The organism is Nocardioides sp. LHD-245 (assembly GCF_030929495.1).
In the GTDB taxonomy this organism is placed as follows: Bacteria; Actinomycetota; Actinomycetes; order Propionibacteriales; family Nocardioidaceae; genus Nocardioides.
The window spans coordinates 19,178-44,089 of record NZ_JAVFWN010000002.1; the positions used below are offsets into that span (position 1 = coordinate 19,178).

A 24,912-nucleotide genomic window follows, 5' to 3' on the forward strand; every position below is an offset into this window, starting at 1 on the left:
GTCGACTCAGTCGACGCGGTCGATGATCAGCGGCCGGGGCGCGTACGGCGTCCCGGCCGCTGCCACGTCGTAGCCGCCCTCGAGCGCGGCGAGCGCCCGCTCGAAGCGCTCGGGGGTGTCGGTGTGCAGGGTGAACAGCGGCGCGCCCGCCCGCACCTCGTCGCCCGGCCGGGCGTGCCAGACGACGCCGGCACCGGCCTGCACCGGGTCCTCCTTGCGCTCGCGGCCGGCGCCGAGCCGCCAAGCGGCGACGCCGACCGACAGCGCGTCGAGCCGGGTCAGGACGCCGTCGGCCGGTGCCGTCACGACGTGCTGCTCGCGCGCGACCGGGAGCGCCGCGTCCGGGTCGCCGCCCTGCGCGGCGATCATCGCGCGCCAGGCGTCCATCGCGGAGCCGTCGGCGAGCTTGGCGGCGGGGTCGACGTCGTCGCGCCCGGCACCCGCGAGCATCTCCCGGGCCAGGGCGAGGGTGAGCTCGACGACGTCGGCCGGACCGCCGCCGGCGAGGACCTCGACCGACTCGGCGACCTCGATGGCGTTGCCTGCGGTGAACCCGAGCGGCACAGACATGTCGGTGAGCAGCGCGACCGTGCGGACGCCGGCGTCGGTGCCGAGCGCGACCATCACCTCGGCCAGCTCCCGCGCCTTGTCGACGTCCTTCATGAAGGCGCCGCTGCCGACCTTGACGTCGAGGACGAGAGCGCCGGTGCCCTCGGCGATCTTCTTGCTCATGACCGACGACGCGATGAGCGGGATCGCCTCGACGGTGCCGGTGACGTCGCGCAGCGCGTAGAGCTTCTTGTCGGCGGGCGCCAGGCCGTCGCCCGCCGCGCAGATGACCGCGCCGACCGACTCGAGCTGCGCGAGCATCTCCTCGTTGGAGAGCAGCGCCCGCCAGCCGGGGATCGACTCCAGCTTGTCGAGGGTGCCGCCGGTGTGGCCCAGGCCCCGCCCCGACAGCTGGGGCACGGCGACCCCGCAGGCCGCGACCAGCGGGGCGAGCGGCAGCGTGATCTTGTCGCCGACTCCCCCGGTGGAGTGCTTGTCCGCGGTCGGGCGGGAGAGCGATGAGAAGTCCATCCGCTCCCCGGAGGCGATCATCGCCGCGGTCCAGTCGGAGATCTCGCGACGGTCCATGCCGTTGATGAGGATCGCCATCAGCAGCGCGGACATCTGCTCGTCGGCGACGGCGGCGCGGGTGTAGGCGTCGACCATCCACTCGATCTGGCTGCTGCTGAGGGGGTGTCCGTCGCGCTTGGCGTGGATCACCTCGACGGCGTCGTGCTGGGGGCCCGACGGGGCGCTCTGGCTGCTCACGGTGTGTTTGTACCAGGAGGCACCACGCGCCCGAGATCCTCGGAGCCGAACGCCTGCGGCAGCACGGCGTCCATCGTCAGCACGCCCTGCGGTGTCAGCACCTCCAGCGCGGCACCGCCGGCCTCCCACAGCAGCTGGCGGCAGCGGCCGCACGGCATGATCACCTCGCCGGCGCCGCGCGCGTCGAGGGTGACGCACACGAAGTGGGTCAGCCGGCCGCCGCCCGTGGCGTGCAGCTGCGAGACGAGCCCGCACTCGGCGCACAGGGTGACGCCGTACGCCGCGTTCTCGACGTTGCAGCCCACCACCAGGCGCCCGTCGTCGGCGAGCGCGGCCGCACCCACCCGGTAGCCGGAGTAGGGCGCGTAGGCCCGTGCCGCGATGTCGCTCGCGGCCCGCGTGAGGGTGTCCCAGTCGACCACCCGGCCACGCTAGAGCATGGATCGCCGTCATGAGGATCTTCCGCATGGGCAGGTCTCGACGGGAAATGTCCCAAGTTGGTAACCGTTTCGACGAATGCGCTTCCCGCAGAGCGGTCCGTGGGTGAGGATGCACCCCGGAGTACCAGAACCATTTTTTTCCTGCCCTGCGACTCGGAGCCGGGCGTCGACCTGGAGGACATCTGTGAAGACCTGGAAGAGGACGACGGCCGCCGCGGCCGTGGCGCTGATGGCGAGCGCGGCCCTGGCTGCCTGTGGCGACGCCCCCGACGACGACAAGAAGGGCTCGGAGGGCAGCGCGAGCAGCGACTTCCTCCCCTGCATCCTCTCCGACGCGGGCGGCTTCGACGACAAGTCGTTCAACCAGCTCAGCTACGAGGGCGTGCAGGACGCCGCCGAGGAGCTCGGCAGCGAGTACAAGGAGTTCGAGTCCAAGAACGAGAACGACTACGCGGGCGCGCTCGAGCAGTTCGTCGGCCAGGGCTGTGACGCCATCGTGACGGTCGGCTTCGCGCTGTCCGCGGCGACCGTGGAGTCGGCCAAGGCCAACCCGGACATCGAGTACATCCTCATCGACGACGCGGCCGACAACGACTTCGACGGCACCAAGGACGCGGACAACATCAAGCCGATCCTCTACGACACCGCGCAGGCCGCCTTCCTTGCCGGCTACGCCGCGGCGGACTACACCAAGACCGGTGTCGTCGGCACCTACGGCGGCCAGCCGTTCCCGACCGTCACGATCTTCATGGACGGCTTCAAGCAGGGCGTCGACTACTACAACGAGAAGAAGGGCAAGGACGTCAAGCTCTTCGGCTGGGAGGGCAACGACAAGGGCGTCTTCACCGGTGGCTTCGACGCCAACGAGAAGGCGACCAACGCGGCCAAGGGCCTGCTCGACCAGAACGCCGACGTGCTCCTGCCGGTCGGTGGCCCGATCTACCAGGGCGCGCTGACCGCGATCGCCGACTCCGGCAAGGACGTCGCGATGATCGGTGTCGACGCCGACTTCTACGAGACCGACCCGAAGACCCAGGACCTGGTGCTCACCTCGATCCTGAAGAACATGAAGATCTCGACGACCGAGGCCGTCGTGGCGGCGGGCAACGACGAGTTCGACCCCGAGGCGTACGTCGGCACGCTCGAGAACGACGGCGTCGGCATCGCGCCGTTCCACAACTTCGAGTCCAAGATCTCCGACACGCTCCAGGCCGAGCTCGACGAGGTCAAGGCCGGCATCATCGACGGCAGCATCCCGGTGACGTCGTACCTCAACCAGTGACGCGCGCCTGCCTCCCCTCGGCCACGCGCTGAGGGCAGGCAGGGCGGAGACACCCTCCGGGGGAGGTCGGTTCCGACCTCCCCCGGAGGCGTTCGCGTCGGACGCGCCGGTCGTGTTCCCGGCGCATTTGCTGGCTTCTGCACCCCCGCTCCGAGAGGATTCCCCCATGACGCTCGAACTCCGGGGCATCACCAAGCGCTTCGGCCCCCTGGTCGCCAACGACCGGATCTCCCTCACCGTCGACGAGGGCGAGATCCATGCCCTCCTCGGCGAGAACGGCGCGGGCAAGTCGACCCTGATGAACGTCCTCTACGGCCTCTACCAGGCCGACGAGGGCGAGCTCGTCCTCGACGGCGAGGTACGGAAGTTCGCCGGCCCGGGCGACGCGATGGCCGCCGGCATCGGCATGGTCCACCAGCACTTCATGCTGGTCCCGGTCTTCACCGTCGCCGAGAACGTCATGCTCGGCAACGAGGCCACCGGCTTCGCCGGCACCCTCGACATCGGCGCCGCGCGCGAGCGGGTGCGGGAGATCTCCCAGCGGTTCGGGTTCGACGTCGACCCCGACGCACTGGTCGAGACCCTGCCCGTCGGCGTCCAGCAGCGCGTCGAGATCATCAAGGCGCTCTCCCGCGACGCCCGCGTCCTCGTCTTCGACGAGCCGACCGCGGTGCTCACCCCGCAGGAGACCGACGAGCTGATGGGCATCATGCGCCAGCTCCGCGAGTCGGGCACCGCGATCGTCTTCATCAGCCACAAGCTGCGCGAGGTCCGCGCGATCGCCGACCGGATCACCGTGATCCGGCGCGGCGCCGTCGTCGGCGAGGCCAGCCCCACCGCCACCAACGCCGAGCTCGCCTCGCTCATGGTCGGCCGTCCGGTCGAGCTGACCGTGCACAAGGAGCCGGCCCAGCCCGGACCGGACGTCCTCGTCGTCCGCGACCTGCGGGTGCTCGACGACACCGGCCACACCCATCTCGACGGCATCAGCTTCTCCATCGCCCGGGGCGAGGTGCTCGGCGTGGCCGGCGTCCAGGGCAACGGGCAGACCGAGCTCACCGAGGCGATCATGGGACTGCAGAGCCACGTACGCGGCTCGATCCGGCTGGGCGAGCACGAGCTGGTCGGGCGGTCGGTCCGCAAGGTGCTCGACGCCGGCGTCGGCTTCGTGCCCGAGGACCGGCAGGTCGACGGCCTGGTCGGCGAGTTCACCATCGCCGAGAACCTGATGCTCAACCGCAGCCATGGCAAGCCGTTCGTGTCCGCCGGCACGGTCCGCAGCGGGGTCCTCGAGGAGTTCGCCCAGCGCAAGCTCGTCGAGTACGACGTCCGCGCGTCCGGCATCCAGGCCAAGGCCAACCAGCTCTCCGGCGGCAACCAGCAGAAGGTCGTCGTCGCGCGCGAGCTCTCCCGCGACCTCAGCCTGCTGGTGGCCGCCCAGCCGACCCGCGGTGTCGACGTCGGCTCCATCGAGTTCATCCACAAGCAGGTCGTGGCGACCCGGGACTCCGGCGTACCGGTGCTCCTGGTGTCCACCGAGCTGGACGAGATCGTCGCCCTGTCCGACCGGATCATGGTCCTCTACCGCGGGCAGGTGGTCGGCATCGTGCCGGCGGACACGCCCCGCGAGACCCTCGGCCTGATGATGGCCGGCGAGCGCCCCGAAGGGACGGCCGCGTGAGCACCGACGACGAGAACCAGCCCGCCTCCGTCGAGGAGCAGACGCCGGACCCGAAGGAGCCGCCGCCGTCCGGCCACGAGTCCGGCCGCTTCGGCGGCGTCCTGCGTGAGATCGTGCTCGGCAACGCGCTGGTGTCCGTGCTGTCGGTCGTCCTCGCGGTCGTGGTCGGCTCGCTGATGATCCTGCTGACCGACGAGAACGTGCGCGACACGGTCAGCTATATCGGGTCTCGTCCCGGTGACTTCTTCAGCGCGGTCTGGACGGCCATCTCCGACGCCTACTCGGCGTTGTTCCGCGGCGCGATCTACAACACCAACGTCGAGGGCTTCGAGGGCCGGATCAAGCCGCTGACGGAGACCCTGAAGTTCTCCGCCCCGCTGATCCTCGCGGGTCTCGGCGTCGGCCTCGCCTTCCGTGCCGGGCTGTTCAACATCGGCGGTCGTGGCCAGATGCTGCTGGCCGGCGCCGCCGCCGGCTGGGTCGGCATCGGCATGGACCTGCCGCTGGTCCTCCACCTGCCCCTGGCCGTCCTCGCCGGCGCCCTGGCCGGCGCCCTGTGGGCCGGGATCGCGGGCTTCCTCAAGGCGCAGAGCGGCGCCCACGAGGTGATCGTCACGATCATGCTCAACTACGTCGGCTACTACCTGGTCTTCTACGCGCTCTCCAAGCAGGGCCTGCTCCAGGCGCCGGGCTCGCTCAACCCGAAGTCGAAGCCGATGCCGGAGTCGGTGATCCTGCCGAAGCTGCTGGGTGACCGGTTCAACCTGCACCTCGGGTTCGTGATCGCGCTGGTCGCGGTCGGCGTGGTGTGGTGGCTGCTCAACAAGTCGGCGATGGGCTTCCGGTTCCGTGCCGTCGGGGAGAACCCCGACGCCGCCCGCGCCTCCGGCATCAACGTCGGCCGGACCTACATCACCGTGATGCTCATCGCCGGCGGCCTCGTCGGCCTCGCCGGAGCCAACCAGATCCTCGGCACGGCCACGAGCGGCATCACCGTCGACCTCGACGCCGGCATCGGCTTCGACGCCATCACCGTCGCCCTGCTCGGACGATCCCGACCGCTGGGCATCCTGGCGGCCGGTCTCCTCTTCGGTGGCCTCAAGGCCGGCAGCTTCTCGATGGCGGCCGCCGAGGGCATCCCGGTCGAGATCGTGCTCGTCATCCAGTCGCTCATCGTCTTGTTCATCGCGGCTCCGCCACTGGTGCGAGCGATCTTCCGGCTCCCGAAGGAGGCCACGGCATGAGCACCACCGCCAAGGTCCCGGTCCCCGTCGACGAGTCGGAGCCCGCCGCCGTCCCGCTGCGCACCGCGCTCAAGGCGCCGATCATGCTCGGCGTCGTCACGCTGCTGGTCGCCCTTCTGATCGCCTTCAAGGCCCGCTCCGGCAAGACGACGTTCCGGCTCGCCGCCGACACCGACTTCTTCGACCTGCCCGAGATCACCGTGCCCTCGACCGCCACGGTCGCCACGGTCGTGGTCCTGCTCGCCGCCTTCACGGCGGCGTCGGCGCTGCTGGTCAGCCGCGGTCGCCGTACGCCGGTGTGGCTGGTCGCGCTCTTCGCCGTCCTCGCGATGGTCGGCTTCCTCGCCTGGGCCGCGGCCGGCAAGTCGGTCCCGGTCATCGGCCTGCTCGGCGGCTCGATCGCCCTCGCCGTCCCCCTCGTCTTCGGCGCCCTCGGCGGCGTCCTCGGCGAGCGCGCGGGCGTCGTCAACATCGCGATCGACGGTCAGCTGCTGTTCGGCGCCTTCGCGGCCGCCATCTTCGGCACCGTGATCGGCTCGCCGTGGGGCGGCCTGGTCGCCGCGATGCTGGCCGGCGGCCTGGTCGCCCTGGTGCTGGGGTTCTTCGCGATCACCTACTTCGTCAACCAGATCATCGTCGGCGTGGTCCTCAACGTCCTGGTGATCGGCCTGACCAGCTTCCTGTTCGGCCAGGTGCTCGCCGAGCACCCCGACCAGCTCAACGCCCCCGACCACTTCGGGCGGATCCCGATCCCGCTCCTCGGCCAGATCCCGGTCATCGGCCCGGTGCTGTTCCGGCAGACGATCCTGGTCTACCTGATGTACGCCGCCGTCGTGGTCGTCGCGTGGGCGCTCTACCGCACCAAGTGGGGACTGCGGGTCCGCGCGGTCGGCGAGCACCCGAAGGCCGCCGACACGGTCGGCATCAAGGTCAACCGGACCCGCTACACGACGCTGCTCATCGCCGGCCTGATCGCCGGCGCCGGTGGCGCGACGTACACGCTGGTCTCCGTGCCGCAGTTCGGCCAGGAGATGACCGACGGCGCGGGCTATATCGCCCTCGCCGCCGTCATCTTCGGCCGTTGGGACCCGGTCCGGGCGACCCTGGCCGCGCTGCTCTTCGGCTTCGCGACGAACCTGTCCGGCGTGCTGTCGGTGCTCGGCTCCCCCGTGCCCAGCCAGTTCATGCTGATGCTGCCGTACGTCGTCACGATCATCGCCGTCGCCGGCCTGGTCGGGGCTTCCCGGCCCCCCGCGGCCGACGGCGAGCCGTACCGCAAGGGGTAGCCGGCCAGGTGCAGGAATCGCCTCCTCAGCGGCGATTCCTACGCCCGAGCCGCGCGGGCTCAGCCGCGGCGGTGCACCCGCACCACGTTGTTGGCGCCCTTGACCCGGACCTTGGTGGTGCCGGTGCGGACCTTGACGGTGTTGTTGGCGCCGCGGACGACGACCTCGCGCAGCTTGCGGTAGGTCACCTCGTTGTTGGAACCCTTGATCTTCGCCTTGGTGCCCTTGGCGGCCTCGACCTCGTTGTTGGAGCCGACCAGGACGGCCTTGCCGAGCGCCGGGATCTCGATGTCGACATTGCTCGCCCGCACCCGGACGACGGGCGCGGCGGCCGCCTCCACCGAGGAGTTGGCGCCGGTCACCGCGACGGGGCCGACCGCACCCGCGGCGGTCACCTCGACGTTGGCGCCGGTGACCGTCAGCGAGGTGGCACTCGTCAGCGACACCGTGACGACGCTCGCGGTCACGGTCACGTCGGTGCAGGCGCCGGTCAGCACGTAGTCCTCGGTGCTGTCGGCCAGGGTGACCGGTCCGGTCGTGCAGTCGAGGGTCACCGCCGCCTGCGCCGGGGCCGGGAGGACCGCGGCGGTCGCGCCGATGAGCGCGACGGCGGCGAGAGAGGTGGCGAGAGAGGTGGTACGGGCGCGCGGCAGCGTCGTGGAGGTCATGCCTGCACCCTTGCCGGGCCGGCCCGCGCCGAAACCCGCCCCGGGCGGACCCGGACGGCTCAGGCCTGCGCGAGGGCGGTGACGGCAGCTCCGGCCAGCATCCGGGCGCCGTACCCGATCGCCGCCTCGTCGACCTGGAAGTCGCCCTGGTGCAGGTCGAAGGTGGCGCCGCCGGGGCTGCGGGTGCCGAGCCGGAACATCGCGCCGGGGACGTGCTCGAGGTACCAGCCGAAGTCCTCGCCACCCAGGCTCTGCTCGACCTCGGTGCGGTGGTGCAGGCCCAGCATCTCGTCGGCGGTCGAGGCGACCATCGCGACGCTGACCCGGTCGTTGACCACCGGTGGGACACCTTGGAGGTAGTCGACGCTGGCCGTGACGCCGTAGGGCCGCACGATGTCGAGCACGGCCTCACGCACCACCGCCTCGCACGCGGCCCAGGCCTCGGCGTCGAGGATCCGCACGGTGCCGCTCGCGATCCCGTGGTCGGGGATCACGTTGGCGGCGGAGCCGGCGCGGAGCACGCCCCACACGACACTGACGCCGGCCCGTGGGTCCATCCGGCGGCTCAGCACCGCCGGGAGCTCGCTGGTGATCTTCGCGAGCGCGAAGGTGAGGTCCCCGGTCAGGTGCGGCCGCGAGGTGTGGCCGCCGTTGCCCTCGAGGCGCACGTCGATCCGGTCGGCCGCGCTCGTGATCGGCCCCGACCGCAGGCCGACGACGCCGACGTCGACCGACGGGTCGCAGTGCAGCGCGAAGATCCGGTCGATGCCGGTGAGGGCGCCGTGGTTGATCAGGTGGCGGGCACCGCCCGGCATGACCTCCTCGGCCGGCTGGAAGAGCAGCCGCACCCCGCCGCGCAGCAGGCCCCGCTCGTGCAGCTCGGCCAGGGCGTGCCCGGCTCCGACGAGCGCGCTGGTGTGCACGTCGTGCCCGCAGGCATGGGCGACGCCCTCGACCTCGCTGCGCCACGGGTCGGTGGTGAGGTCGGCGACGGGGAGGGCGTCGAGGTCGGCCCGGAGCCCGACGGTGGTCCCGCCCTCGCCCAGGTCGGCGACGACACCGCTGCGGGGCATCCGACTGATCCGCCAGCCGTGCCGCTCGAGGTGCTCGACGACCCGGTCGGAGGTGCGCTGCTCGTGCCAGGACACCTCGGGGTGGCGGTGGAGGTCACGGCGCAGCTCGACCAGCTCGTCGGCGTACTTCGCTACGACGGAGTCGATCAGAGCCAGCGATGCGTCCACCGCATCAGCCTATGCCTGCCACGGCGCGGCCCCGGTGTCGGGGACGCGCCGGGCGGACCCCGGCCGGCGCCTCCGGTCAGGAACCGTCGTACGCCGCCAGCAGGCGGTCGGCGGCCAGCGGCGCGGTCAGCTCGCCGGCGAGCAGGGCCGCCCGCACCTCGGCCTGGACGGCCTTGACGCCGGTGCTGTGCCGCAGCCGCTGATCCAGCTCGTCGCGGACCAGCGCCCAGGTGAAGTCGAGCTGCTGCTCGGCGCGCTTGTGGGCGAGTCCGTCGGCACCGAGATGGTCGCGGTGCTGGAGCACCTGGGCCCACACCTCGTCGACCCGGGCGCCGGTGAGGCCGGAGCAGGTGATCACGGGCGGGGCCCACTCGGCATGACCGCGGACCAGGCGCAGCGCGCCGGCGAGCTCGCGGGCCGCGACCCGGGCCTCCTGCTCGCGAGCCGGGTCGTCGGGGTCGGCCTTGTTGACCGCGATGACGTCGGCGATCTCGAGGATCCCCTTCTTGATGCCCTGCAGCTGGTCGCCCGTGCGCGCCAGCGTGAGGAACAAGAACGTGTCGACCATGCCGGACACGGTGACCTCGGACTGGCCGACGCCGACGGTCTCGACCAGGACGACGTCGTACCCGCCTGCCTCAAGGACCGCCATCGCCTGCGTGGTCGCGCGGGCGACGCCGCCGAGGGTGCCAGCCGACGGCGAGGGCCGGATGAAGGCGTGCGGGTCGGCCGACAGCGTGGCCATCCGGGTCTTGTCGCCGAGCACCGAGCCGCCCGTGCGCACCGAGGACGGGTCGACGGCGAGCACCCCGACCTTGTGCCCCGCCGCGGTCAGCTGGCCGCCGAGTGCCTCGATGAAGGTCGACTTGCCGACGCCGGGCACGCCCGAGATGCCGACCCGGACCGCCGGGGTCCGGGTCGCCGCGTCGCCCGCCAGCGCCAACAACAGCTCGCGGGCCGCCGCACGGTGCCGCGGCGCGGTCGACTCGACGAGCGTGATGGCCCGCGCCATGGTGGCGCGGTGACCCGCACGCAGACCGTCGAGCAGGTCGTCGACCCGCATCAGAGCCCGGCCATCAGTGCCCGAGGGACTCGCGCAGCCTCGCGAGCAGGTCGAGCGCCGACTCCGCGATCACCGTGCCGGGAAGGAACACCGCGGCGGCGCCCATCTCCTTGAGGGTCGGGACGTCGTCCGGCGGGATCACGCCGCCGATGACGACCACGATGTCGTCACGGCCCTGCTCGGCCAGCGCCTTCTTCAGCGCGGGCAGCAGGGTCAGGTGGCCGGCGGCGAGCGACGACACACCGACGATGTGCACGTCGGCGTCGATCGCCTGCTGCGCGACCTCCTCGGGCGTGGAGAACAGCGGCCCCACGTCGACGTCGAAGCCGAGATCGGCGAAGGCGGACACGACGACCTTCTGACCACGGTCGTGGCCGTCCTGGCCCATCTTGGCGACCAGGATGCGCGGGCGGCGTCCCTCGGCCTCGGCGAACTCGTCGGTCGCCGCGCGGGCCTGGGCGACCAGCGAGTCGCCCGCGCCGTCGTTGGCCAGGTCGGCCTCGTCCCGGTACACACCGCTGATGGTACGGATCACCGCCTGGTGCCGGCCGTAGACCTTCTCCATCGCGTCGGAGATCTCACCGACCGTCGCCTTGGCGCGGGCTGCGGCGACGGCCAGGTCGAGCAGGTTGCCGTCCCCGGTGTCGGCGCTGCGGGTCAGCGCCTCCAGCGCCGACTCGACGTCGGCGCCGTCGCGCTCGGCGCGCAGCCGCTCCAGCTTGGCGACCTGCTGGCGGTAGACGTCGTCGTTGTCGACCTTGAGCACGTCCAGCTTGTCCTCGACGGCCAGCCGGTAGGTGTTGACGCCGATCACCTTCTGCGCGCCGGAGTCGATCCGCGCCTGGGTGCGGGCGGCGGCCTCCTCGATGCGCATCTTGGGAATGCCCTGCTCGATCGCGGCGGCCATGCCGCCGGCGGCCTCGGCCTCCTGGATGTGCGCCCAGGCGCGCTCGGCGAGGTCGTGGGTCAGCTTCTCGACGTAGTACGAGCCGGCCCACGGGTCGATCGTCTGGGTCGTCCCGCTCTCCTGCTGCAGCAGGAGCTGGGTGTTGCGGGCGATCCGGGCGGAGAAGTCGGTCGGCAGCGCGATCGCCTCGTCCAACGCGTTGGTGTGCAGCGACTGGGTGTGCCCCTGCGTCGCGGCCATCGCCTCGATCGCGGTGCGGCCCACGTTGTTGAAGACGTCCTGCGCGGTCAGCGACCAGCCCGAGGTCTGCGAGTGGGTGCGCAGCGACAGCGACTTGGGGTTCTGCGGGTCGAACTGGCGCACCAGCCGGCTCCACAGCGCCCGGGCCGCGCGCATCTTGGCGACCTCCATGTAGAAGTTCATGCCGATCGCCCAGAAGAAGCTGAGGCGAGGGGCGAACTGGTCGATGGTCAGGCCCGACTCGAGGCCGGCCCGGATGTACTCGACGCCGTCGGCGAGCGTGTAGGCGAGCTCGAGGTCGGCGGTCGCCCCGGCCTCCTGCATGTGGTAGCCGGAGATCGAGATCGAGTTGAACCGCGGCATCCGCTGGCTGGTGAACGCGAAGATGTCGGAGATGATCCGCATCGACGGCGCCGGCGGGTAGATGTAGGTGTTGCGGACCATGAACTCCTTGAGGATGTCGTTCTGGATGGTCCCCGAGAGCTGCTCCGGCTTCACCCCCTGCTCCTCGGCCGCCGCGATGTAGAGCGCGAGCACCGGGAGCACCGCGCCGTTCATCGTCATGGAGACGGACATCTGGTCGAGCGGGATGCCGTCGAAGAGGGTGCGGGTGTCGTAGATCGAGTCGATCGCGACACCGGCCATGCCGACGTCGCCGCGCACCCGCGGGTGGTCGGAGTCGTAGCCGCGGTGGGTCGCGAGGTCGAAGGCGACCGACAGACCCTTCTGGCCGGCCGCGAGGTTGCGGCGGTAGAAGGCGTTGGACTCCTCGGCGGTGGAGAAGCCGGCGTACTGCCGGATGGTCCACGGCTGCGTCGTGTACATCGTCGGGTAGGGCCCGCGCAGGAACGGGCTCAGTCCCGGGTAGGTGTCGAGCGCGTCGAGGCCGGCCAGGTCCTCGGAGCCGTACGACGGCGCGATCTCGACGCCCTCGGGGCTGCGCCACGGCTCGCCCGACGGCGGGTTCGGCGCGGCAGCGGCGGCCTGCTCGGGAGCGAGCGGCAGGCCCGCGAAGCTCTTGGGGATGGTCATCGCCGACCTCGCTTCGCGTCGGTCGCCGATGATCCAGAAAGAGACGGCCCGTTTTGGATGGCTCGCTCGCTTCGCTCGTTCACTTCAGCTTCTCCCTCGTGCGGTTCAGGAAGGCGAGCGCGTCGATGCCCATCGCCGCGCTGTCGTCGACGTACTCGGTGGGCTTGCCCGCGACGATGACGTGCGTGGCACCCGCCGCGCGCAGGGCGGCCGCGGCGGCGGCGCCCCACTCCTCGTAGGCGGCGTCGGTGCCGGCGAGGCAGACGACGGGCTGGCCGGCGTAGGCGCTCGTGAGGTCGTCGATGCCCGTGGTCGGGCCGGCGACCTCGACGGCGATGCCGCCGGCGGCGAGCAGGTTGCTCACGAAGGTGGCGCGGGCGGTGTGCTGGGCGACGGTGCCGAGGGTGGCGAGGAAGACCGGCTTCGCGGCGGGCGCGTCGCGCAGGGCCTCGAAGGAGGCGCCGTAGCGGCGGACCCGGTCGTTGAGCGGGTCCGCGGGGCGCTCGGGGAGGGCCTCGCCGAGGTTCGGGAACTCGCTGACCCCGGTGAGCGGGCGCTTGCGCCGGGCGATCTCGGCCTCGCGCTTCTCGACGACGGCCGCGATCCGGGCGCGGAACGGGTCGAAGTCGTGACCGCTCTCCCACTCGGCCTCGAGCTGCTGGAACTCGGCCCAGCCGGCCGCGGCCAGGTCGGCGGTGAGCTGCTCGACGGCGTACGCGCCGCCGGCCGGGTCGGCGACCGCGGCGACGTGCGACTCGTCGATGAGCAGGTGGTTGACGTTGCGGGCGATCCGGCGGCCGAAGCCGTCGGGGCGGCCGTTGGCGCTGTCGAAGGGCAGCACGGTGACCGCGTCGGCGCCGCCGACGCCGGCGGCGAAGGCCGCGACCGTGCCGCGGAGCATGTTGACGTAGGGGTCGTACTTGCTGAGCATCGGCCGGCTGGTGACGGCGTGCTGACGCTGGGCGACCGGCTCGGCGACCTCGGACAGCTCGAGCACCCGCGCCCAGAGCACGCGCGCCGCGCGCAGCTTGGCGATCGTCGGGAACTGCTCGTCGGTGGCCGCGTAGCGGAACTCGACCTGCTTCGCGGCGTCCGCGACGGAGAGGCCGTGGTCGGTCAGCCAGCGCAGGTAGGCGACGCCGACCGCGATCGACCAGCCGAGCTCCTGGGCATCGCTCGCACCGAGGTCGTGGGCCGCCGTCGCGTCGACGACGATCGCCCGGATGTCGTGCTGGTCGGCCTTGCCGGCCAGGGTCCGCAGCTCGGCGACGGCCTCGTCGACCGCCAGGGGGATGTCGCGCAGCATGACGCCGAGCGGGTCGATGCCGAGGTTGCTGTCGGGGTGCTTGGCACCGGGCAGGGCCAAGAAGGCCTCCGCCGCCGCGGTGGTCGCCGACGGCGCGTCGAGGACGACGGGCGCCAGGTCCAGGAGCACGTCCTGCAACGTCGCGGCGACGTCGGTGTCCGCGTCGGCCGCCAGCCACAGGCTGGTGACCCCGCCGTCGAGGTCGACGAGGGCCGCCTCGTTGGCCGCCTTGGCGTCGGGACCGGAGACCAGGCTGCGGATGTCCCAGGTGCCCTGGCGGGTCGGGCGGACGGCACTCGCCGGACCGCCGGGCAGGCCCAGCGGCGTGATGCCGATGCCGTCGAGGGTGGTGCGGGTCAGCTTCTCCCACACGGCGCTGTCGGGGTCGTTGTCGCCGAGCCTGCGCGTCTTGCGCAGTACTGCGGCGGTGGCGGCCTCCCACTCGGCGCGCGTGTGCGCGTCGTCGGGCTGCGCCAGCGTCAGGGGCGAGTCAGTCACAAGCGACAAGCCTATCCGTGACAACGCCGGTGTTAGCGGGGTGTGAGATATCTCCGGCTACCTCGAGGTAACCGAGGTGCCGGAGGATGACAGGTTTGGCGGGGCCGTCGTGCGGCAAGAAACGCAGGCAGGTCCGCATGGGGGTCGCATGGATCAGGAAGGTCGCCCGATGCTCGGGAGCAGGAGAACCGCGTGGGCGGTCGCCGTCGTCGCCGTACTGGCGATCGCCGCCGGCGTCGCCCTCGTCGTCGTCCGGCTCGGTGGCGACTCCCTCGATCCCGGCTTCGTCGCCGACGGCACCTCCGGCACGGCGATGGCCCACGAGGCGGAGGTCCAGCTGCCGATCGGGACGGTACGGCTCGCCTCCGGGGCACCCCTCGACGAGATCGCGGCCCGGCGGGTCGGCAGGGACGGCGACGGCTCCGTCCGGGCGGCCGGGGACGCGGCGATCGTCCCCGTCTCGTGGAGCTTCCGCCCCTCCCTCTCCTACGACGACCTGCTGGGCTACCCGGCGGTCTTCTCGCTCGCCCTGGTCGCCGGCGGGGAGCGCACCGAGCTCGGTGAGCAGGACGTCGACCTGCACGAGACCGGCGAGTCGGGCGTGTTCCCCGAAGGCTCCCTCATCGCGGTCGTCGCGGGCGACGGCGACGACCTCGGGATCGAGGTGACCTACGAGGACCAGACCCAGACCGCCGTCATGGCCTCCGGGAAGGTCGACCCGGGCCGCGCCGCGGCGCTGTACCCGGACGGACCGGTGTCCTACGGCCCCCGGGAGCGCTGCGACGCCCGGCGCACCCCGGAGGCCCGGTCGATCGACGCGGGAGCCGGATCCATCTACTGCCGGATCGACCCGCTGACCCGCACGCCGTACCTGCCCGAGCTCGGCTGGGCCGAGGAGGGGCGGGTGTGGAGCACCGTCGGCGTGGTCGTCACGGCGCCGGAGCAGGTCCGGTGGATCCCCACCGGGGGCAGCTACCGGGTCGAGCGGCAGCCGGCCACGGTCGCCCTCGAGGGCGACGAGGCCGTCCGCACACCGAAGGCCCCTGAGGGCGCCGCGACGACCTGGCAGGGCACCTGGGTGTTCGACTCCCCCGCCGAGCCGGCGGCCCTGCTCCTGCACGTCGCCACACCGATGACCGCGGTCCGGGAGCCGGGGGCGACCGGCGGTCCCTCCGCGGTCCCGTTCGGGGTCGACGCGACCTTCACCTTCCACCGCTGACCGCATCCCACCACCTGCCGCTCGGGCACCGTCACCTCCAGGAGAAGACATGACAGGCGAGGACGTCGACTTCGGCAACTTCGAGGGCTCCGTCACCTACACGACCTCGGGCGACCTCGACAAGCTGGCCGAGGCCATGATCGACGCCTATCTGCGGCGCGCCGTGCCCAACGTGGTGGACGGGTCCTGCAAGGAGGGCCGGTTCGAGATCATCACGCCGCGGCCCACCATCCGGCACCAGTCCGAGCGGCTGTACGTCAGCTACCCCGGCGGCCACTGGACCAAGGACGGCGGGCTCATCGGCGACGATCCCGACCTCGGCTTCGACTACTTCGACGCAGCAGGGGTCTACACGCAGATCAAGCAGGGGGTCGACACCTACCTGACCCCGATGCTGAGCAAGGGCGAGGGTGGGCAGGCGCCCAAGGCCGAGGACTTCGACGACCAGGTCTCCGTGGTCCAGTACGCGATGCAGGAGCTCTCGGTCTCCGGTGAGGTGCGCACCACCGGCGAGGAGGCCGCGACCACGACCGAGATCGGCAACGTCCTCGTGCCCGAGTACATCTCCGAGATCGAGGCGGAGCTGGGTGACCTGGACGGCATGGCGGTCATCCGGCTCCGCGAGCTGTACGGCGCCAACCGCATCTCCGACGTGATGACCGGGCTGCACGCCCTGGCCGTCATCAGCGGCGTCCTCGTCGCGGGCGAAGCACAGGTCTGGGCCCGCTATCACCGCGACTTCTCCAAGCTGATCGAGACCGCGACGGCGGACTTCCACGCCTATTCCGAGGGCAACGAGGTCAGCGCCGGCGAGATCTTCGACGTGGTCAAGTCGATCGCCGACGCCAGCGGCCTGCTGTCGCTCCCCAAGGGCGTCGCCACCGTGATCGGCAAGGCCTCCACCCTGCACGGGATCGTCAAGGGCTTCCTGCCCGATCCGCCGGCGCCGTACCAGTACACGCTGGATGGGTCGTCCTACCAGGCGCTCGACACCTCCTTCTGGAAAGCGGTCACCGGCCTGCTCGACGACGTCGACGCGACCGAGGCCGCCTTCGCGACGTGCGCCGAGACGGCGGTCACGAGCGCGACCCAGCCGGAGGGGAGGAACCGGGTGATCACGACCTCGTTCGACCTGGTCAACCCCACCGAGTTCCTCAACGCCGGCGAGCACGGGATCTACACCAACGTGAACGGCCAGCGGGTCAACGTCCAGGTCACCGACGCGGCCCTGAAGCGGGTCTCCGGACGCTACGAGCTGATCGGCGACCACTGCCACGACGTCGCGACCAAGCTCGAAGGCGGACCCGAGCAGTCAGCGTGGTCCCGGGGCATCGTCGGAGCCCAGGGCGGCGCCTTCGGCCACTTCGAGGCCTTCAGCGGCATGGTCACCATCCTGGTGGCCCTGTTGAAGAACAACGGCGACGAGATGCGCGACGTCGGCGAGAAGTGCATCCTCATCCTCAACGACTTCAAGGGGACCGACGCGGCGATCCGCAAGGAGCTGGAGGGCCTGGCCGCCGATGTCGAGGCCCAGACCAAGGAGGACAAGAACGTCACCTGAGCGGGACGGTCCCCGGACCCAGGATTCGCCTGTCCGCCACGTGACGGACACGGTGCGAGCAGGTCCCGGCCACCCGGCGGCGCCACGCTCGAGCCATGCGGATCGTCCTGGCCACCGAGTCGTTCTACCCGGCACCGGACTGCACCACCACGACCCTGAAGGCGACCGCCGACCGGCTGGTCGATCGCGGTCACACCGTGCGGATCATCGCCCCCGGTCCCGGTCTCGCGAGCTATCGCGGCTGCGACGTGGTCCGGGTCCGTCCGCTGGAGCCGACCGGCGCGCAGGTGCGGGAGGCGATCGAGGGCTTCGCGCCCGATCTCGTCCAGGTCCACTCGCCCCGCGCGGTCGGCCGCAAGGCGCTCAAGCACGCTGGTCGCGCCGGCGTACCCACCCTCGTCATCGAGCAGTCGCCGGTCCTCGACCTCGCCGCGGACTACTGGCGACTCAAGGTCGCCGAGCGCGCCGACCAGGTGCTGGTCACCTCGCCGTGGATGGTCGGCCGCGCCGCCGAGCTCGGGGTCCACGCGACGCTGTGGGAGCCGGGTGTCGACCCGCTCGCCTTCACTCCGACCCTGCGCGACCCGTGGCTGCACCGGTCGTGGTCGCGCGCGAAGTCCGGCGACGCACGGGTCGTCGTCGGCTACGTCGGCAGCCTGCACCGGACAGGCGGGGTACGCCGCCTGGCCGCGCTCGCCGCACTGCCCGGCATCCGTGTCGTGGTGATCGGCGCCGGCCCCGAGCGGGAGTGGCTGGCCCGCCGGCTGCCCGACGCCCGGTTCACCGGCCCGCTCGGCGTCGGCGACCTGACCATCGCGATGCCGACCCTCGACCTGCTGGTGCACCCCGGCGAGCACGAGACCGACTGCCACGTCCTGCGCGAGGCCGGCGCGTCCGGTGTCCCTGTGGTCGCGCCGCGCTCCGGCGGCGCGCGTGACGTCGTGAGCCACCTCGAGACCGGCATCCTCTACGACGCCGCGGACTCCCGCGACCTGGCGCGGGCCGTCGCGTCGGTGGCCGCCGACCCGCACCGCCGGCTGCTGGGGGCCGCGGGACGGGAGCGCGCGCTGCGGCGTACCTGGGTGGACGCGGTGGACGAGCTGGTCACGACGGCCTACCCGGCGCCGGCCCCGCTGGTCGCCTGACCGAGCTCCGGCCGAAGCCGTCGACCCCGGTCGGAGCACGGCTGGCACCACCCGCGGCTCTCGATTGACGTCGTCGGGCTTCCCCGGCAGAGTCCTCGCAGGCCCGGGCCCGACAGGACGGTCGGGGGATCGGAGGAGACCGATGAACGACGTCCGGGTCGAGACCGACGGCGAGGTCACCACGATCGTGCTGGCCCGTCCCGAGCGGCACAACGCCGTGGACGGGCCGATGGCCGCGGAGCTGGCGGCCGCCTTCCGGGAGTTCGAGGCGTCGGACGCGAAGGTCGCCGTCCTGGCGGGCGACGGGCCGTCCTTCTGCGCGGGCGCCGACCTCAAGGGCGTCGGCACCGAGCGGTCCAACCGGGTCTCCCCCGAGGGCGACGGCCCGATGGGACCGACCCGGATGGACCTCGACAAGCCGGTCATCGCCGCTCTCCACGGTCACGCCGTGGCCGGTGGCCTCGAGCTCGCGGCGTGGTGCGACCTGCGCGTGGCCGACGAGGGGACGACGCTCGGCGTGTTCTGCCGCCGCTGGGGCGTGCCGCTCATCGACGGTGGCACCATCCGGCTGCCGCGGCTGATCGGCCACAGCCGGGCCATGGACCTGATCCTCACCGGGCGGCCCGTCGACGCGCGGGAGGCGCTCGAGATCGGCCTGGTCAACCGCGTCGTACCGGCCGGCACCGCCCGCGAGGCCGCGGTGACGCTCGCCCACGACATCGCCCGGATGCCGCAGACCTGTCTGCGGGGCGACCGCCGCTCGGCCCGCGCGCAGTGGTCGGACACCGAGGAGGCGGCCCTGCGCCACGAGCTCGCCATCGGCCTCGCGTCACTCGCCGCCGACGGGGTCGACGGCGCGGGGCGCTTCGCCTCCGGCAAGGGGCGCGACGGGTCCTTCGACGACATCTGAGACCGACGTCGGCGGACCGCTGCCCTGTCTAGGCCGTGGGCGGAGCGACCGGCCGGCTCGCCAGGGTGACGGCCGTGTGCACCAGATGGCGGGTGAGGCGTTGAGCCTCTCGCAGGTCGACGACGTTCATGCCCGCGGGGAAGTCCAGCGGCAGCGGCGCGTCCGGACCGATCCGGTCCATGCCGATGCGCGCGGTGGGCAGGCCCTTCTGCCGCAGGATGTTGGCGTCGGTCGCACCGCTGTTCGCGATGATCGGACGGTGCGGCTCGCCGGCGAGCTCCTCCCACGCGGCGACGGCCGCCGCGACGACCGGGGCGTCCATCGGCGTGGCGGTCCCGGGAATGGTCAGCCGCGAGCGCCAGCGCACCGCGAGCTCGGGATGCCGCGCGCGGATCTCGTCGACGGCCGCCCCGAACTCGCGGCGGACGTCGGCGAGCGGCGTGCGCGGGCTGGTGCGCAGGTCCACGTAGAACCGGCACAGGGCCGGCGTGACCGACGACATCCGGGGCCAGCCGCTCTCGATCGCCGACACGATGCCCTGCGGCGCGACCAGGCCGTCGGTGTGCCGGTCGGCGTACACCGTGAACCACTCCTCGAGCTCGAGGACGACGACGGAGGCGCCCGCGATGGCATTGCGGTACGGCATCCGGTGCCGGCTGCCGACGTAGGAGAAGTTGCCCTCCACCTCGACCTCGAACCAGCACAGGCCGACCTCCTCCCACGCGACCGCCCAGCCCGGCTTGGCGATCACGGCGTGGTCGGCCCAGACACCCTGCTCGAGCATGAACGAGCAGCCGGCGCCCTGGCCGGCGTTGTGCCGGGTCAGGCCGCGCTCGATCCGGCCGTTGGTCGGCATGCCGCCGGCGCCGAGACCCACCAGGACGCTGCCCGGGAGCTCGAGCCCGGCGGCGGCGATCGCCTCGGCGGCGGCCATCACACAGGCGGCGTGGCCCTTGGGGTTCGACGCACCGAGGCCGAGCACATGGTCGCCGCGCACCCGGGCCTGAGGCTGCATGTCCTCGCGCAGCTCGGGCCCGACCCAGGGGACGTCCTCGTCCGCGTCGCCGACGGTCAGGGTGTCGATGGGCGCGTAGAGCAGCACGTCCTCGCCGCCGCCGGTGCCGGCCAGCTCCCCGACTGCATTGGCCTGCCGATCGTCGAGCCACTGGGTGCGCGCGGGGATGCCGTGGGCGTCGAGCTGTCCGGCGGCCCACTGTGCGAGCTCGCCCTCCTCCCCCGTCGGCGAGGGGATGTCGACCAGACCGACGACCAGCTCGGCCAGCCGGTCGCGATCGATCTCGCCCCACGCGGCGGCGATCGCGGTCCGTACGGCGCTCGGGTCAGGTGACGTCATGCTGACTCTCCTCGGTTCTGGGACTCGGTTCTAGGACAGGTGGGCGCGCACCAGGTCGGCCGTGCGCTCGGGGAACTCGGCCTGGGGGTGGTGCGCGGCGCCGGGGATCACCGCGGCGGAGCCGCGCGGCAGGCCGTCCGCGAGCCAGGCGCCGTACGCCGGCTCGCCGAACGGGTCGTGCTCGCCCCACAGCACCAGGGTCTCGGCACCGACCTCGTCGAGCAGACCGGTGAGGTCGTCCGGCTCGCCAAGCAGGCCCGGGTCGGCCGCGACGGCTCGGCTCGCGGGCGAGACGCTCGCCGCGTACCGCATCCGGACCAGCGCGTCGGGGATCCGGCTCGGGTCGTGCCACTCCAGCGCCAGCACGGTCGCGCGCAGCCGTTCGGGGCTCGGCTCGCCCGCCTCGTAGTACGCCGCGCGGGCCCGCGGTCCCAGCCCCAGGTCGGCGACGACGCCGGGCGGCGCCGGGAGCGGCTGGCTGCCGCAGGCGACGAGCCGGCCGACCAGGTCCGGACGGCGTGCGGACAGGACCATCGCGACGATCCCGCCCAGCGACGTCGTGACGACGTCACAGCCGGTCAGGTCCCGGTCGTCGAGCAGCGCGGCCAGAGTGTCCGCGCAGCCCGCCATCCGCGGGCCGCGCACCGTGGGCAGGGGCGAGCCGCCGTAGCCGGGCAGGTCGACCAGGAGCAGCTTCCGGTCGGCCAGGAAGGGCAGCAGGGCCCGGAAGTCCGCCGCGGCATGGCAGCCGGGGCCTCCGCCGTGCAGCACGACCAGCGGCGGCGCGGCCGCCGTCCCCTCGCCCCGCCACTCGACGGCGAGGCGGGGACGGGCATCGCTCATCGCAGCGAGGCCGGCCGGTCCTGGCGGCGTACGTCGCGCACGACCGTGCCGGTCAGGCGCAGCAGCACCGCCTGCACCAGACGCGGCAGCACGGCCAGGACGGCGAGCACGGCCACGATGCGGAGCAGAGCCTTGGGGTGGAGGTTCATCGTCGAAAGTCCTCTCGGGTCGGTCACTCGGCCGGGGGCTGCCGCTTCGAGCCGGGCGTGCGGTCGACCTGGACGGTCGGCTCGACCTGCTCGATGTGGCGACGGATCGCGGTCAGGGACAGGTCGGGGCGGTAGAGCTTCTCGGGCGGCGCGTTCATCACGTCGACCATCCAGGCGTCCTGGCCGGTGAACTGGCCGTGGAAGAGCCACCGGATCGCGGAGAGGTACTTCGCCTTGAAGATCGACGCCTTCGCGCCCTTCTCGAAGCGCACCAGGATCTGCACGTAGCGGACCTGGTCCTCGTTGACCGGGACGTACCACTCGAAGTGGATGAACTCCGGATAGGCGACGCGCAGCAGGCCGGGCAGCCGGAAGGACACGAAGCCGGGGATGTTGAGCCCCTTGATGACCGGGTTGACCCGCTTGCCCTTGCCCGGGGCGTCCGGCAGCGGCATCCGCTTCCACCAGCGCTTGTTGGTCCACGTGCCGAGGCCCGGGAACTCCGCCTCCCAGTGCACCTCGTCCTGCACCCGGATCAGCCAGCCGTCCTCCTCGACGATGCGCGTCATGTTCCACGCCGGCATCACCTTGAACAGCCGCCACAGCGCGGTGTTGTGGAGGTACTTCGCGTGCCCCTCGTCGAAGCCGTTCTCCGCCGCGAAGCGCCAGTTGCCCTCGCGGATGTCCCAGCGGCCGCCCATCACGAAGTCGTTGTCGAGCAGCTCGTTCGGGATGTCCCGCTCGACCGGCGGCACGTCGTCGCCCTGCGCGTCGCCGACGTAGATCCACACCAGCCCGAGCCGCTGCTCGACGGGGTACGTCGTCACGGAGACCTTGTTGTTGATCGGCGAGTCCGGCCCGTCGGTCAGCGCCGCGCACATCCGGCCGCTGTCGAGCTCGTAGGTCCAGCCGTGGTACGGGCAGCTGATCGTGCCCTCGTACTGGCGCCGGCCCAGCGACAGCGGCACGCCGCGGTGCGGGCAGCGGTCGTGCAGGCCGAAGATCTCGTCCTTCTCGCGGACCAGCACGATCCGCTCCCCCAGCAGCTCGACCGGGACCGGCTTCTTGCCGACCTGCTCGGCCCACATCACCGGGTACCAGTAGTCGCGGAAACCGAGCTCCGCGGCGTCGTACCGGGGCCACGACGACCAGTCGTTGCCGTGCTCGTTGGACGCGGCACGCCGACGCGCGCGGGGCCGGCGCTCGCCGGCGGTTCGGCGCGGCGCGGGCGGGGCCTCGCCCGGGGCCCGCCGCCGGGCCGCCTTGCGCTCGGGTGCGTCGGTCGTCGACTGCTCGTTCTCGGTGAGGCTCATCGTCTTTCCTTCCTCCAGGTTCATGTCGTCGCCGGACTCAGATGTCCAGGACGAGCTCGGGCGTGCGGGCCCGGGAGACGCAGACCGCCAGGGCGTCGTCGCTCTCCCCCGGCGCCCGGAACGAGTCGCGGTGGTCGGGTTCGCCCTGCAGGACGCGCACCTCGCACGAGCCGCACACCCCGTCGCGGCAGGCGTTCGCGACGCTGATGCCGACCGTCTCGAGCGCGTCGAGGATGCTCTCGTCGGCGGCCACGTCGACGGTCACCTCGGACTTCGCGCACCGCACCTTCACCGGCGCGGACACCAGCCCGGAGAGGTCCTTGCCCGCGAACCGCTCGACGTTGAGCGCGCCCTCGGGCCACTCCTCGCAGGCGGCCTCGACCGCGTCGATGAGGCCGGTGGGGCCGCAGCAGTAGACCGCCGTGCCCTCCTCGGGGTCGGTCAGGAGGCCGGCGATGTCGAGACGCCCAGCCTCGTCCTCGGGCTGGATCAGGACCCGGTCGCCATGGGTGGCGAGGAGGTCGCGGAAGGCCATCGAGGAGCGGGTCCGGCCGCCGTACACCAGCCGCCACGGGACCCGCTCGGCCTCGGCCTGGCGGATCATCGGCAGGATCGGCGTGATGCCGATGCCGCCGGCGATGAACAGGTAGCGCTTGGCCGGCACCAGCGCGAAGTGGTTGCGCGGACCGCCGACCTCGACCAGGTCGCCCGGACGGGCCTCGTCGTGGATGTAGCTCGAGCCGCCCCGCGACTGCGGCTCGGCGAGCACCCCCACGACGTATCGGTCCCGGTCGGCGGGGTCGCCGCACAGCGAGTACTGGCGCACCACGTCGGGCAGGCCAAGGTCGATGTGCGCCCCCGGCGTCCACGCGGGCAGGATCCCGCCCTCCGGATCGACGAGCTCGAGGCTCAGCACGCCGTCGGCCTCGACCCGCATCGCGCGGATCATCAGGTCCAAGACGCCCTCGTCGTCCCAGTTGGTCATGTCACTACTCCGCTTCTCACCCAACGTTGTCTGGCATGGGCGATCAGCGCGGCGGATGCGGCCGCGGCGATCGCGATGACGTACCAAGCCGGTCCGTAGCGGCCGGAGCCGGCGACGGCGGCGAACAGGAGCGGCCCGCACACGCCGCCGAAGAAGACGCCGCCCTGGGTCAGTCCGGTGACGGCGGCGATGCTGTGCGGGCGCGCCTGCGTGACGCTCAGGTTGAACAGTCCGTTCCAGCCCCAGCCGAGGCCGTAGGCGGCGAGCGCACCGACCAGGAAGCCCCAGCCCGAGCCGGTGCCCAGCAGGACGTAGCCGAGGGCGCCGCCGGCGAGCATGGACCCCACGGCGCGCAGCGAGTCGGCGCCCTCGTGGCGCCCGCCGGTCCACGAGGCGAGCACCCGGGCCACGATGCAGGTCAGGCTCCCCGCGATCTGCACCGCTCCCACGACCTGCGGGGAGACCCCGGCGTGCTGACCGGTGACGGCCAGGAACGACGGCAGCGTCGTCGCCGCGACGGAGCCCAGGAAGGCACCGCCGACCAGCGCCGCCACCAGCGGCGCTCCGCCGACCGGCACCGGCGTCGTACCGGGCACGGCCGGGCCGGCCGGGAGCCGCGGCGCGCGGGCCACGGCGTCGCGCCCGAACGGGATGGCCAGCTGGACCGCCGCGACCAGGACGGCGACCGCCCAGACGGCCGCCCGCCACGAGCCGGTGCCACCTACCGCCGCGAGCAGCGCACCGGCGATCAGGGTCGCGGCCGGGATGGCGGACTGCACCGCGCCGAAGGCGATCGCCCGCACCCGCCCGGGGCCGATGCCCGAGAGGATCTGGTTGGACGCCGGCTGCACGAGGGAGTTGGGGATCCCGATGAGGGTCAGCGCGATGACGACAGCGGCCGCGTCCCCGGCGAGCGCGACGCCGACCAGCCCGAGCATGCTGCCGAGCGCGGCCAGGCGCAGCGCGACCAGCGGACCGCACCACGCCACGAACCGGCCCGAGAACGGCGAGAGCAGCGCCGACACCGCGTAGTAGCCGGCGACCGCCGTGGCGACGTCGCCCGCCCCGAAGGCCATGGTCCGGCCCATCTGGATCGCGAGCGTGCCGACCAGGAAGGGCGGCACCGAGACCGCCACGAGCGTGCCGAGCACCCCGGCGACGGCGCGGACGCCTGTCGTCGTGCTCGGTTCGATCGTGCTGGTCATGGTCCGACCCCTTTCCGTACGCT

At 72.4% G+C, this 24,912-nt stretch carries 21 protein-coding genes; 8 read left to right on the forward strand and 13 right to left on the reverse strand.

Annotated elements, in window-relative coordinates; genetic code table 11:
• Nucleotides 1-6: 6 nt before the first annotated feature.
• Both RB608_RS02820 and RB608_RS02825 read right to left on the reverse strand, forming a co-directional pair.
• On the reverse strand, nt 7-1,317 hold the full coding sequence (locus RB608_RS02820) for a thymidine phosphorylase (protein WP_308086272.1): 1,311 nt from the start codon (nt 1,315-1,317) through the stop codon (nt 7-9).
• Nucleotides 1,314-1,739, reverse strand: coding sequence for a cytidine deaminase (locus RB608_RS02825; RefSeq protein ID WP_308086273.1), 426 nt, complete (start codon nt 1,737-1,739; stop codon nt 1,314-1,316). Before RB608_RS02825 ends, RB608_RS02820 begins: the two co-directional genes overlap by 4 nt.
• A 202-nt stretch (nt 1,740-1,941) precedes the next feature.
• Here RB608_RS02825 and RB608_RS02830 point away from each other — a divergent pair, with 202 nt between their 5' ends.
• The 4 genes from RB608_RS02830 (at nt 1,942) to RB608_RS02845 (ending at nt 7,250) form a co-directional block, all read left to right on the forward strand.
• Nucleotides 1,942-3,039 carry a BMP family ABC transporter substrate-binding protein gene (locus tag RB608_RS02830; RefSeq protein WP_308086274.1) on the forward strand — a complete coding sequence of 366 codons (1,098 nt, stop codon included), beginning with the start codon at nt 1,942-1,944 and terminating at the stop codon, nt 3,037-3,039.
• A 166-nt stretch (nt 3,040-3,205) separates the two neighbouring features.
• Nucleotides 3,206-4,720 (forward strand): ABC transporter ATP-binding protein, encoded by a 1,515-nt coding sequence (locus tag RB608_RS02835; RefSeq protein ID WP_308086275.1) that lies wholly within the window; start codon nt 3,206-3,208, stop codon nt 4,718-4,720.
• On the forward strand, nt 4,717-5,964 hold the full coding sequence (locus RB608_RS02840; protein WP_308086276.1) for an ABC transporter permease: 1,248 nt from the start codon (nt 4,717-4,719) through the stop codon (nt 5,962-5,964). Before RB608_RS02835 ends, RB608_RS02840 begins: the two co-directional genes overlap by 4 nt.
• Nucleotides 5,961-7,250 carry an ABC transporter permease gene (locus RB608_RS02845; RefSeq protein ID WP_308086277.1) on the forward strand — a complete coding sequence of 430 codons (1,290 nt, stop codon included), beginning with the start codon at nt 5,961-5,963 and terminating at the stop codon, nt 7,248-7,250. Before RB608_RS02840 ends, RB608_RS02845 begins: the two co-directional genes overlap by 4 nt.
• A gap of 59 nt (nt 7,251-7,309) precedes the next feature.
• Here RB608_RS02845 and RB608_RS02850 read toward each other — a convergent pair whose 3' ends face one another.
• The 5 genes from RB608_RS02850 to RB608_RS02870 form a co-directional block, all read right to left on the reverse strand.
• Nucleotides 7,310-7,918, reverse strand: a complete 609-nt coding sequence (locus RB608_RS02850; RefSeq protein WP_308086278.1) for a DUF3060 domain-containing protein — start codon at nt 7,916-7,918, stop codon at nt 7,310-7,312.
• A 59-nt stretch (nt 7,919-7,977) separates the two neighbouring features.
• Entirely contained in the window at nt 7,978-9,159 is a 1,182-nt protein-coding gene (locus tag RB608_RS02855) for an amidohydrolase (protein ID WP_308086279.1), read from the reverse strand.
• Nucleotides 9,160-9,235: 76 nt separating this feature from the next.
• On the reverse strand, nt 9,236-10,222 hold the full coding sequence (gene meaB / locus RB608_RS02860) for a methylmalonyl Co-A mutase-associated GTPase MeaB (RefSeq protein WP_308086280.1): 987 nt from the start codon (nt 10,220-10,222) through the stop codon (nt 9,236-9,238).
• Between the two features lie 13 nt (nt 10,223-10,235).
• Nucleotides 10,236-12,401 (reverse strand): methylmalonyl-CoA mutase, encoded by a 2,166-nt coding sequence (gene scpA, locus RB608_RS02865; protein WP_308086281.1) that lies wholly within the window; start codon nt 12,399-12,401, stop codon nt 10,236-10,238.
• 79 nt (nt 12,402-12,480) lie between these two features.
• Nucleotides 12,481-14,205 (reverse strand): methylmalonyl-CoA mutase family protein, encoded by a 1,725-nt coding sequence (locus RB608_RS02870; RefSeq protein ID WP_308086282.1) that lies wholly within the window; start codon nt 14,203-14,205, stop codon nt 12,481-12,483.
• Nucleotides 14,206-14,353: 148 nt separating this feature from the next.
• Between RB608_RS02870 and RB608_RS02875 the strand changes: the two genes are divergently transcribed.
• The 4 genes from RB608_RS02875 to RB608_RS02890 all read left to right on the forward strand — a co-directional run bounded on the left by RB608_RS02875 (nt 14,354) and on the right by RB608_RS02890 (nt 19,040).
• Nucleotides 14,354-15,424, forward strand: a complete 1,071-nt coding sequence (locus RB608_RS02875; RefSeq protein ID WP_308086283.1) for a hypothetical protein — start codon at nt 14,354-14,356, stop codon at nt 15,422-15,424.
• A 49-nt stretch (nt 15,425-15,473) separates the two neighbouring features.
• Nucleotides 15,474-16,985, forward strand: a complete 1,512-nt coding sequence (locus tag RB608_RS02880) for a hypothetical protein (protein ID WP_308086284.1) — start codon at nt 15,474-15,476, stop codon at nt 16,983-16,985.
• A 95-nt stretch (nt 16,986-17,080) separates the two neighbouring features.
• The gene (locus RB608_RS02885) at nt 17,081-18,130 is read left to right on the forward strand and encodes a glycosyltransferase (protein WP_308086285.1); all 1,050 of its coding nucleotides are present in this window, start codon (nt 17,081-17,083) and stop codon (nt 18,128-18,130) included.
• Between the two features lie 142 nt (nt 18,131-18,272).
• Nucleotides 18,273-19,040, forward strand: coding sequence for a crotonase/enoyl-CoA hydratase family protein (locus RB608_RS02890; protein WP_308086286.1), 768 nt, complete (start codon nt 18,273-18,275; stop codon nt 19,038-19,040).
• A gap of 28 nt (nt 19,041-19,068) precedes the next feature.
• Here RB608_RS02890 and RB608_RS02895 read toward each other — a convergent pair whose 3' ends face one another.
• Genes RB608_RS02895 through RB608_RS02920 form a run of 6 tightly spaced genes read right to left on the reverse strand, consistent with a single transcriptional unit; the run spans nt 19,069 to nt 24,889 of the window.
• Nucleotides 19,069-20,394, reverse strand: coding sequence for a M20/M25/M40 family metallo-hydrolase (locus RB608_RS02895; protein WP_308086287.1), 1,326 nt, complete (start codon nt 20,392-20,394; stop codon nt 19,069-19,071).
• Between the two features lie 30 nt (nt 20,395-20,424).
• Entirely contained in the window at nt 20,425-21,237 is an 813-nt protein-coding gene (locus tag RB608_RS02900) for an alpha/beta fold hydrolase (RefSeq protein ID WP_308086288.1), read from the reverse strand.
• On the reverse strand, nt 21,234-21,386 hold the full coding sequence (locus RB608_RS02905) for a hypothetical protein (RefSeq protein WP_257427442.1): 153 nt from the start codon (nt 21,384-21,386) through the stop codon (nt 21,234-21,236). Before RB608_RS02905 ends, RB608_RS02900 begins: the two co-directional genes overlap by 4 nt.
• Nucleotides 21,387-21,409: 23 nt before the next feature.
• Nucleotides 21,410-22,699 carry a Rieske 2Fe-2S domain-containing protein gene (locus RB608_RS02910; RefSeq protein ID WP_308086290.1) on the reverse strand — a complete coding sequence of 430 codons (1,290 nt, stop codon included), beginning with the start codon at nt 22,697-22,699 and terminating at the stop codon, nt 21,410-21,412.
• A 37-nt stretch (nt 22,700-22,736) separates the two neighbouring features.
• Nucleotides 22,737-23,684 carry a PDR/VanB family oxidoreductase gene (locus RB608_RS02915; protein WP_308086291.1) on the reverse strand — a complete coding sequence of 316 codons (948 nt, stop codon included), beginning with the start codon at nt 23,682-23,684 and terminating at the stop codon, nt 22,737-22,739.
• The gene (locus RB608_RS02920; protein ID WP_308086292.1) at nt 23,681-24,889 is read right to left on the reverse strand and encodes an MFS transporter; all 1,209 of its coding nucleotides are present in this window, start codon (nt 24,887-24,889) and stop codon (nt 23,681-23,683) included. The genes RB608_RS02915 and RB608_RS02920 overlap by 4 nt, the downstream gene beginning before the upstream one ends.
• Between the last annotated feature and the right edge of the window lie 23 nt (nt 24,890-24,912).

Excerpts from the sequence above, each read along its gene's own strand:
- RB608_RS02835 (WP_308086275.1), top strand. The coding sequence starts at position 3,206 with ATGACGCTCGAACTCCGGGGCATCACCAAGCGCTTCGGCCCCCTGGTC.
- RB608_RS02845 (WP_308086277.1), top strand. The coding sequence starts at position 5,961 with ATGAGCACCACCGCCAAGGTCCCGGTCCCCGTCGACGAGTCGGAGCCC.
- RB608_RS02850 (WP_308086278.1), bottom strand. The coding sequence starts at position 7,918 with ATGACCTCCACGACGCTGCCGCGCGCCCGTACCACCTCTCTCGCCACC.
- meaB (WP_308086280.1), bottom strand. The coding sequence starts at position 10,222 with ATGCGGGTCGACGACCTGCTCGACGGTCTGCGTGCGGGTCACCGCGCC.
- scpA (WP_308086281.1), bottom strand. The coding sequence starts at position 12,401 with ATGACCATCCCCAAGAGCTTCGCGGGCCTGCCGCTCGCTCCCGAGCAG.
- RB608_RS02875 (WP_308086283.1), top strand. The coding sequence starts at position 14,354 with ATGGATCAGGAAGGTCGCCCGATGCTCGGGAGCAGGAGAACCGCGTGG.
- RB608_RS02880 (WP_308086284.1), top strand. The coding sequence starts at position 15,474 with ATGACAGGCGAGGACGTCGACTTCGGCAACTTCGAGGGCTCCGTCACC.
- RB608_RS02885 (WP_308086285.1), top strand. The coding sequence starts at position 17,081 with ATGCGGATCGTCCTGGCCACCGAGTCGTTCTACCCGGCACCGGACTGC.
- RB608_RS02890 (WP_308086286.1), top strand. The coding sequence starts at position 18,273 with ATGAACGACGTCCGGGTCGAGACCGACGGCGAGGTCACCACGATCGTG.
- RB608_RS02895 (WP_308086287.1), bottom strand. The coding sequence starts at position 20,394 with ATGACGTCACCTGACCCGAGCGCCGTACGGACCGCGATCGCCGCCGCG.
- RB608_RS02900 (WP_308086288.1), bottom strand. The coding sequence starts at position 21,237 with ATGAGCGATGCCCGTCCCCGCCTCGCCGTCGAGTGGCGGGGCGAGGGG.
- RB608_RS02905 (WP_257427442.1), bottom strand. The coding sequence starts at position 21,386 with ATGAACCTCCACCCCAAGGCTCTGCTCCGCATCGTGGCCGTGCTCGCC.
- RB608_RS02910 (WP_308086290.1), bottom strand. The coding sequence starts at position 22,699 with ATGAGCCTCACCGAGAACGAGCAGTCGACGACCGACGCACCCGAGCGC.
- RB608_RS02915 (WP_308086291.1), bottom strand. The coding sequence starts at position 23,684 with ATGACCAACTGGGACGACGAGGGCGTCTTGGACCTGATGATCCGCGCG.
- RB608_RS02920 (WP_308086292.1), bottom strand. The coding sequence starts at position 24,889 with ATGACCAGCACGATCGAACCGAGCACGACGACAGGCGTCCGCGCCGTC.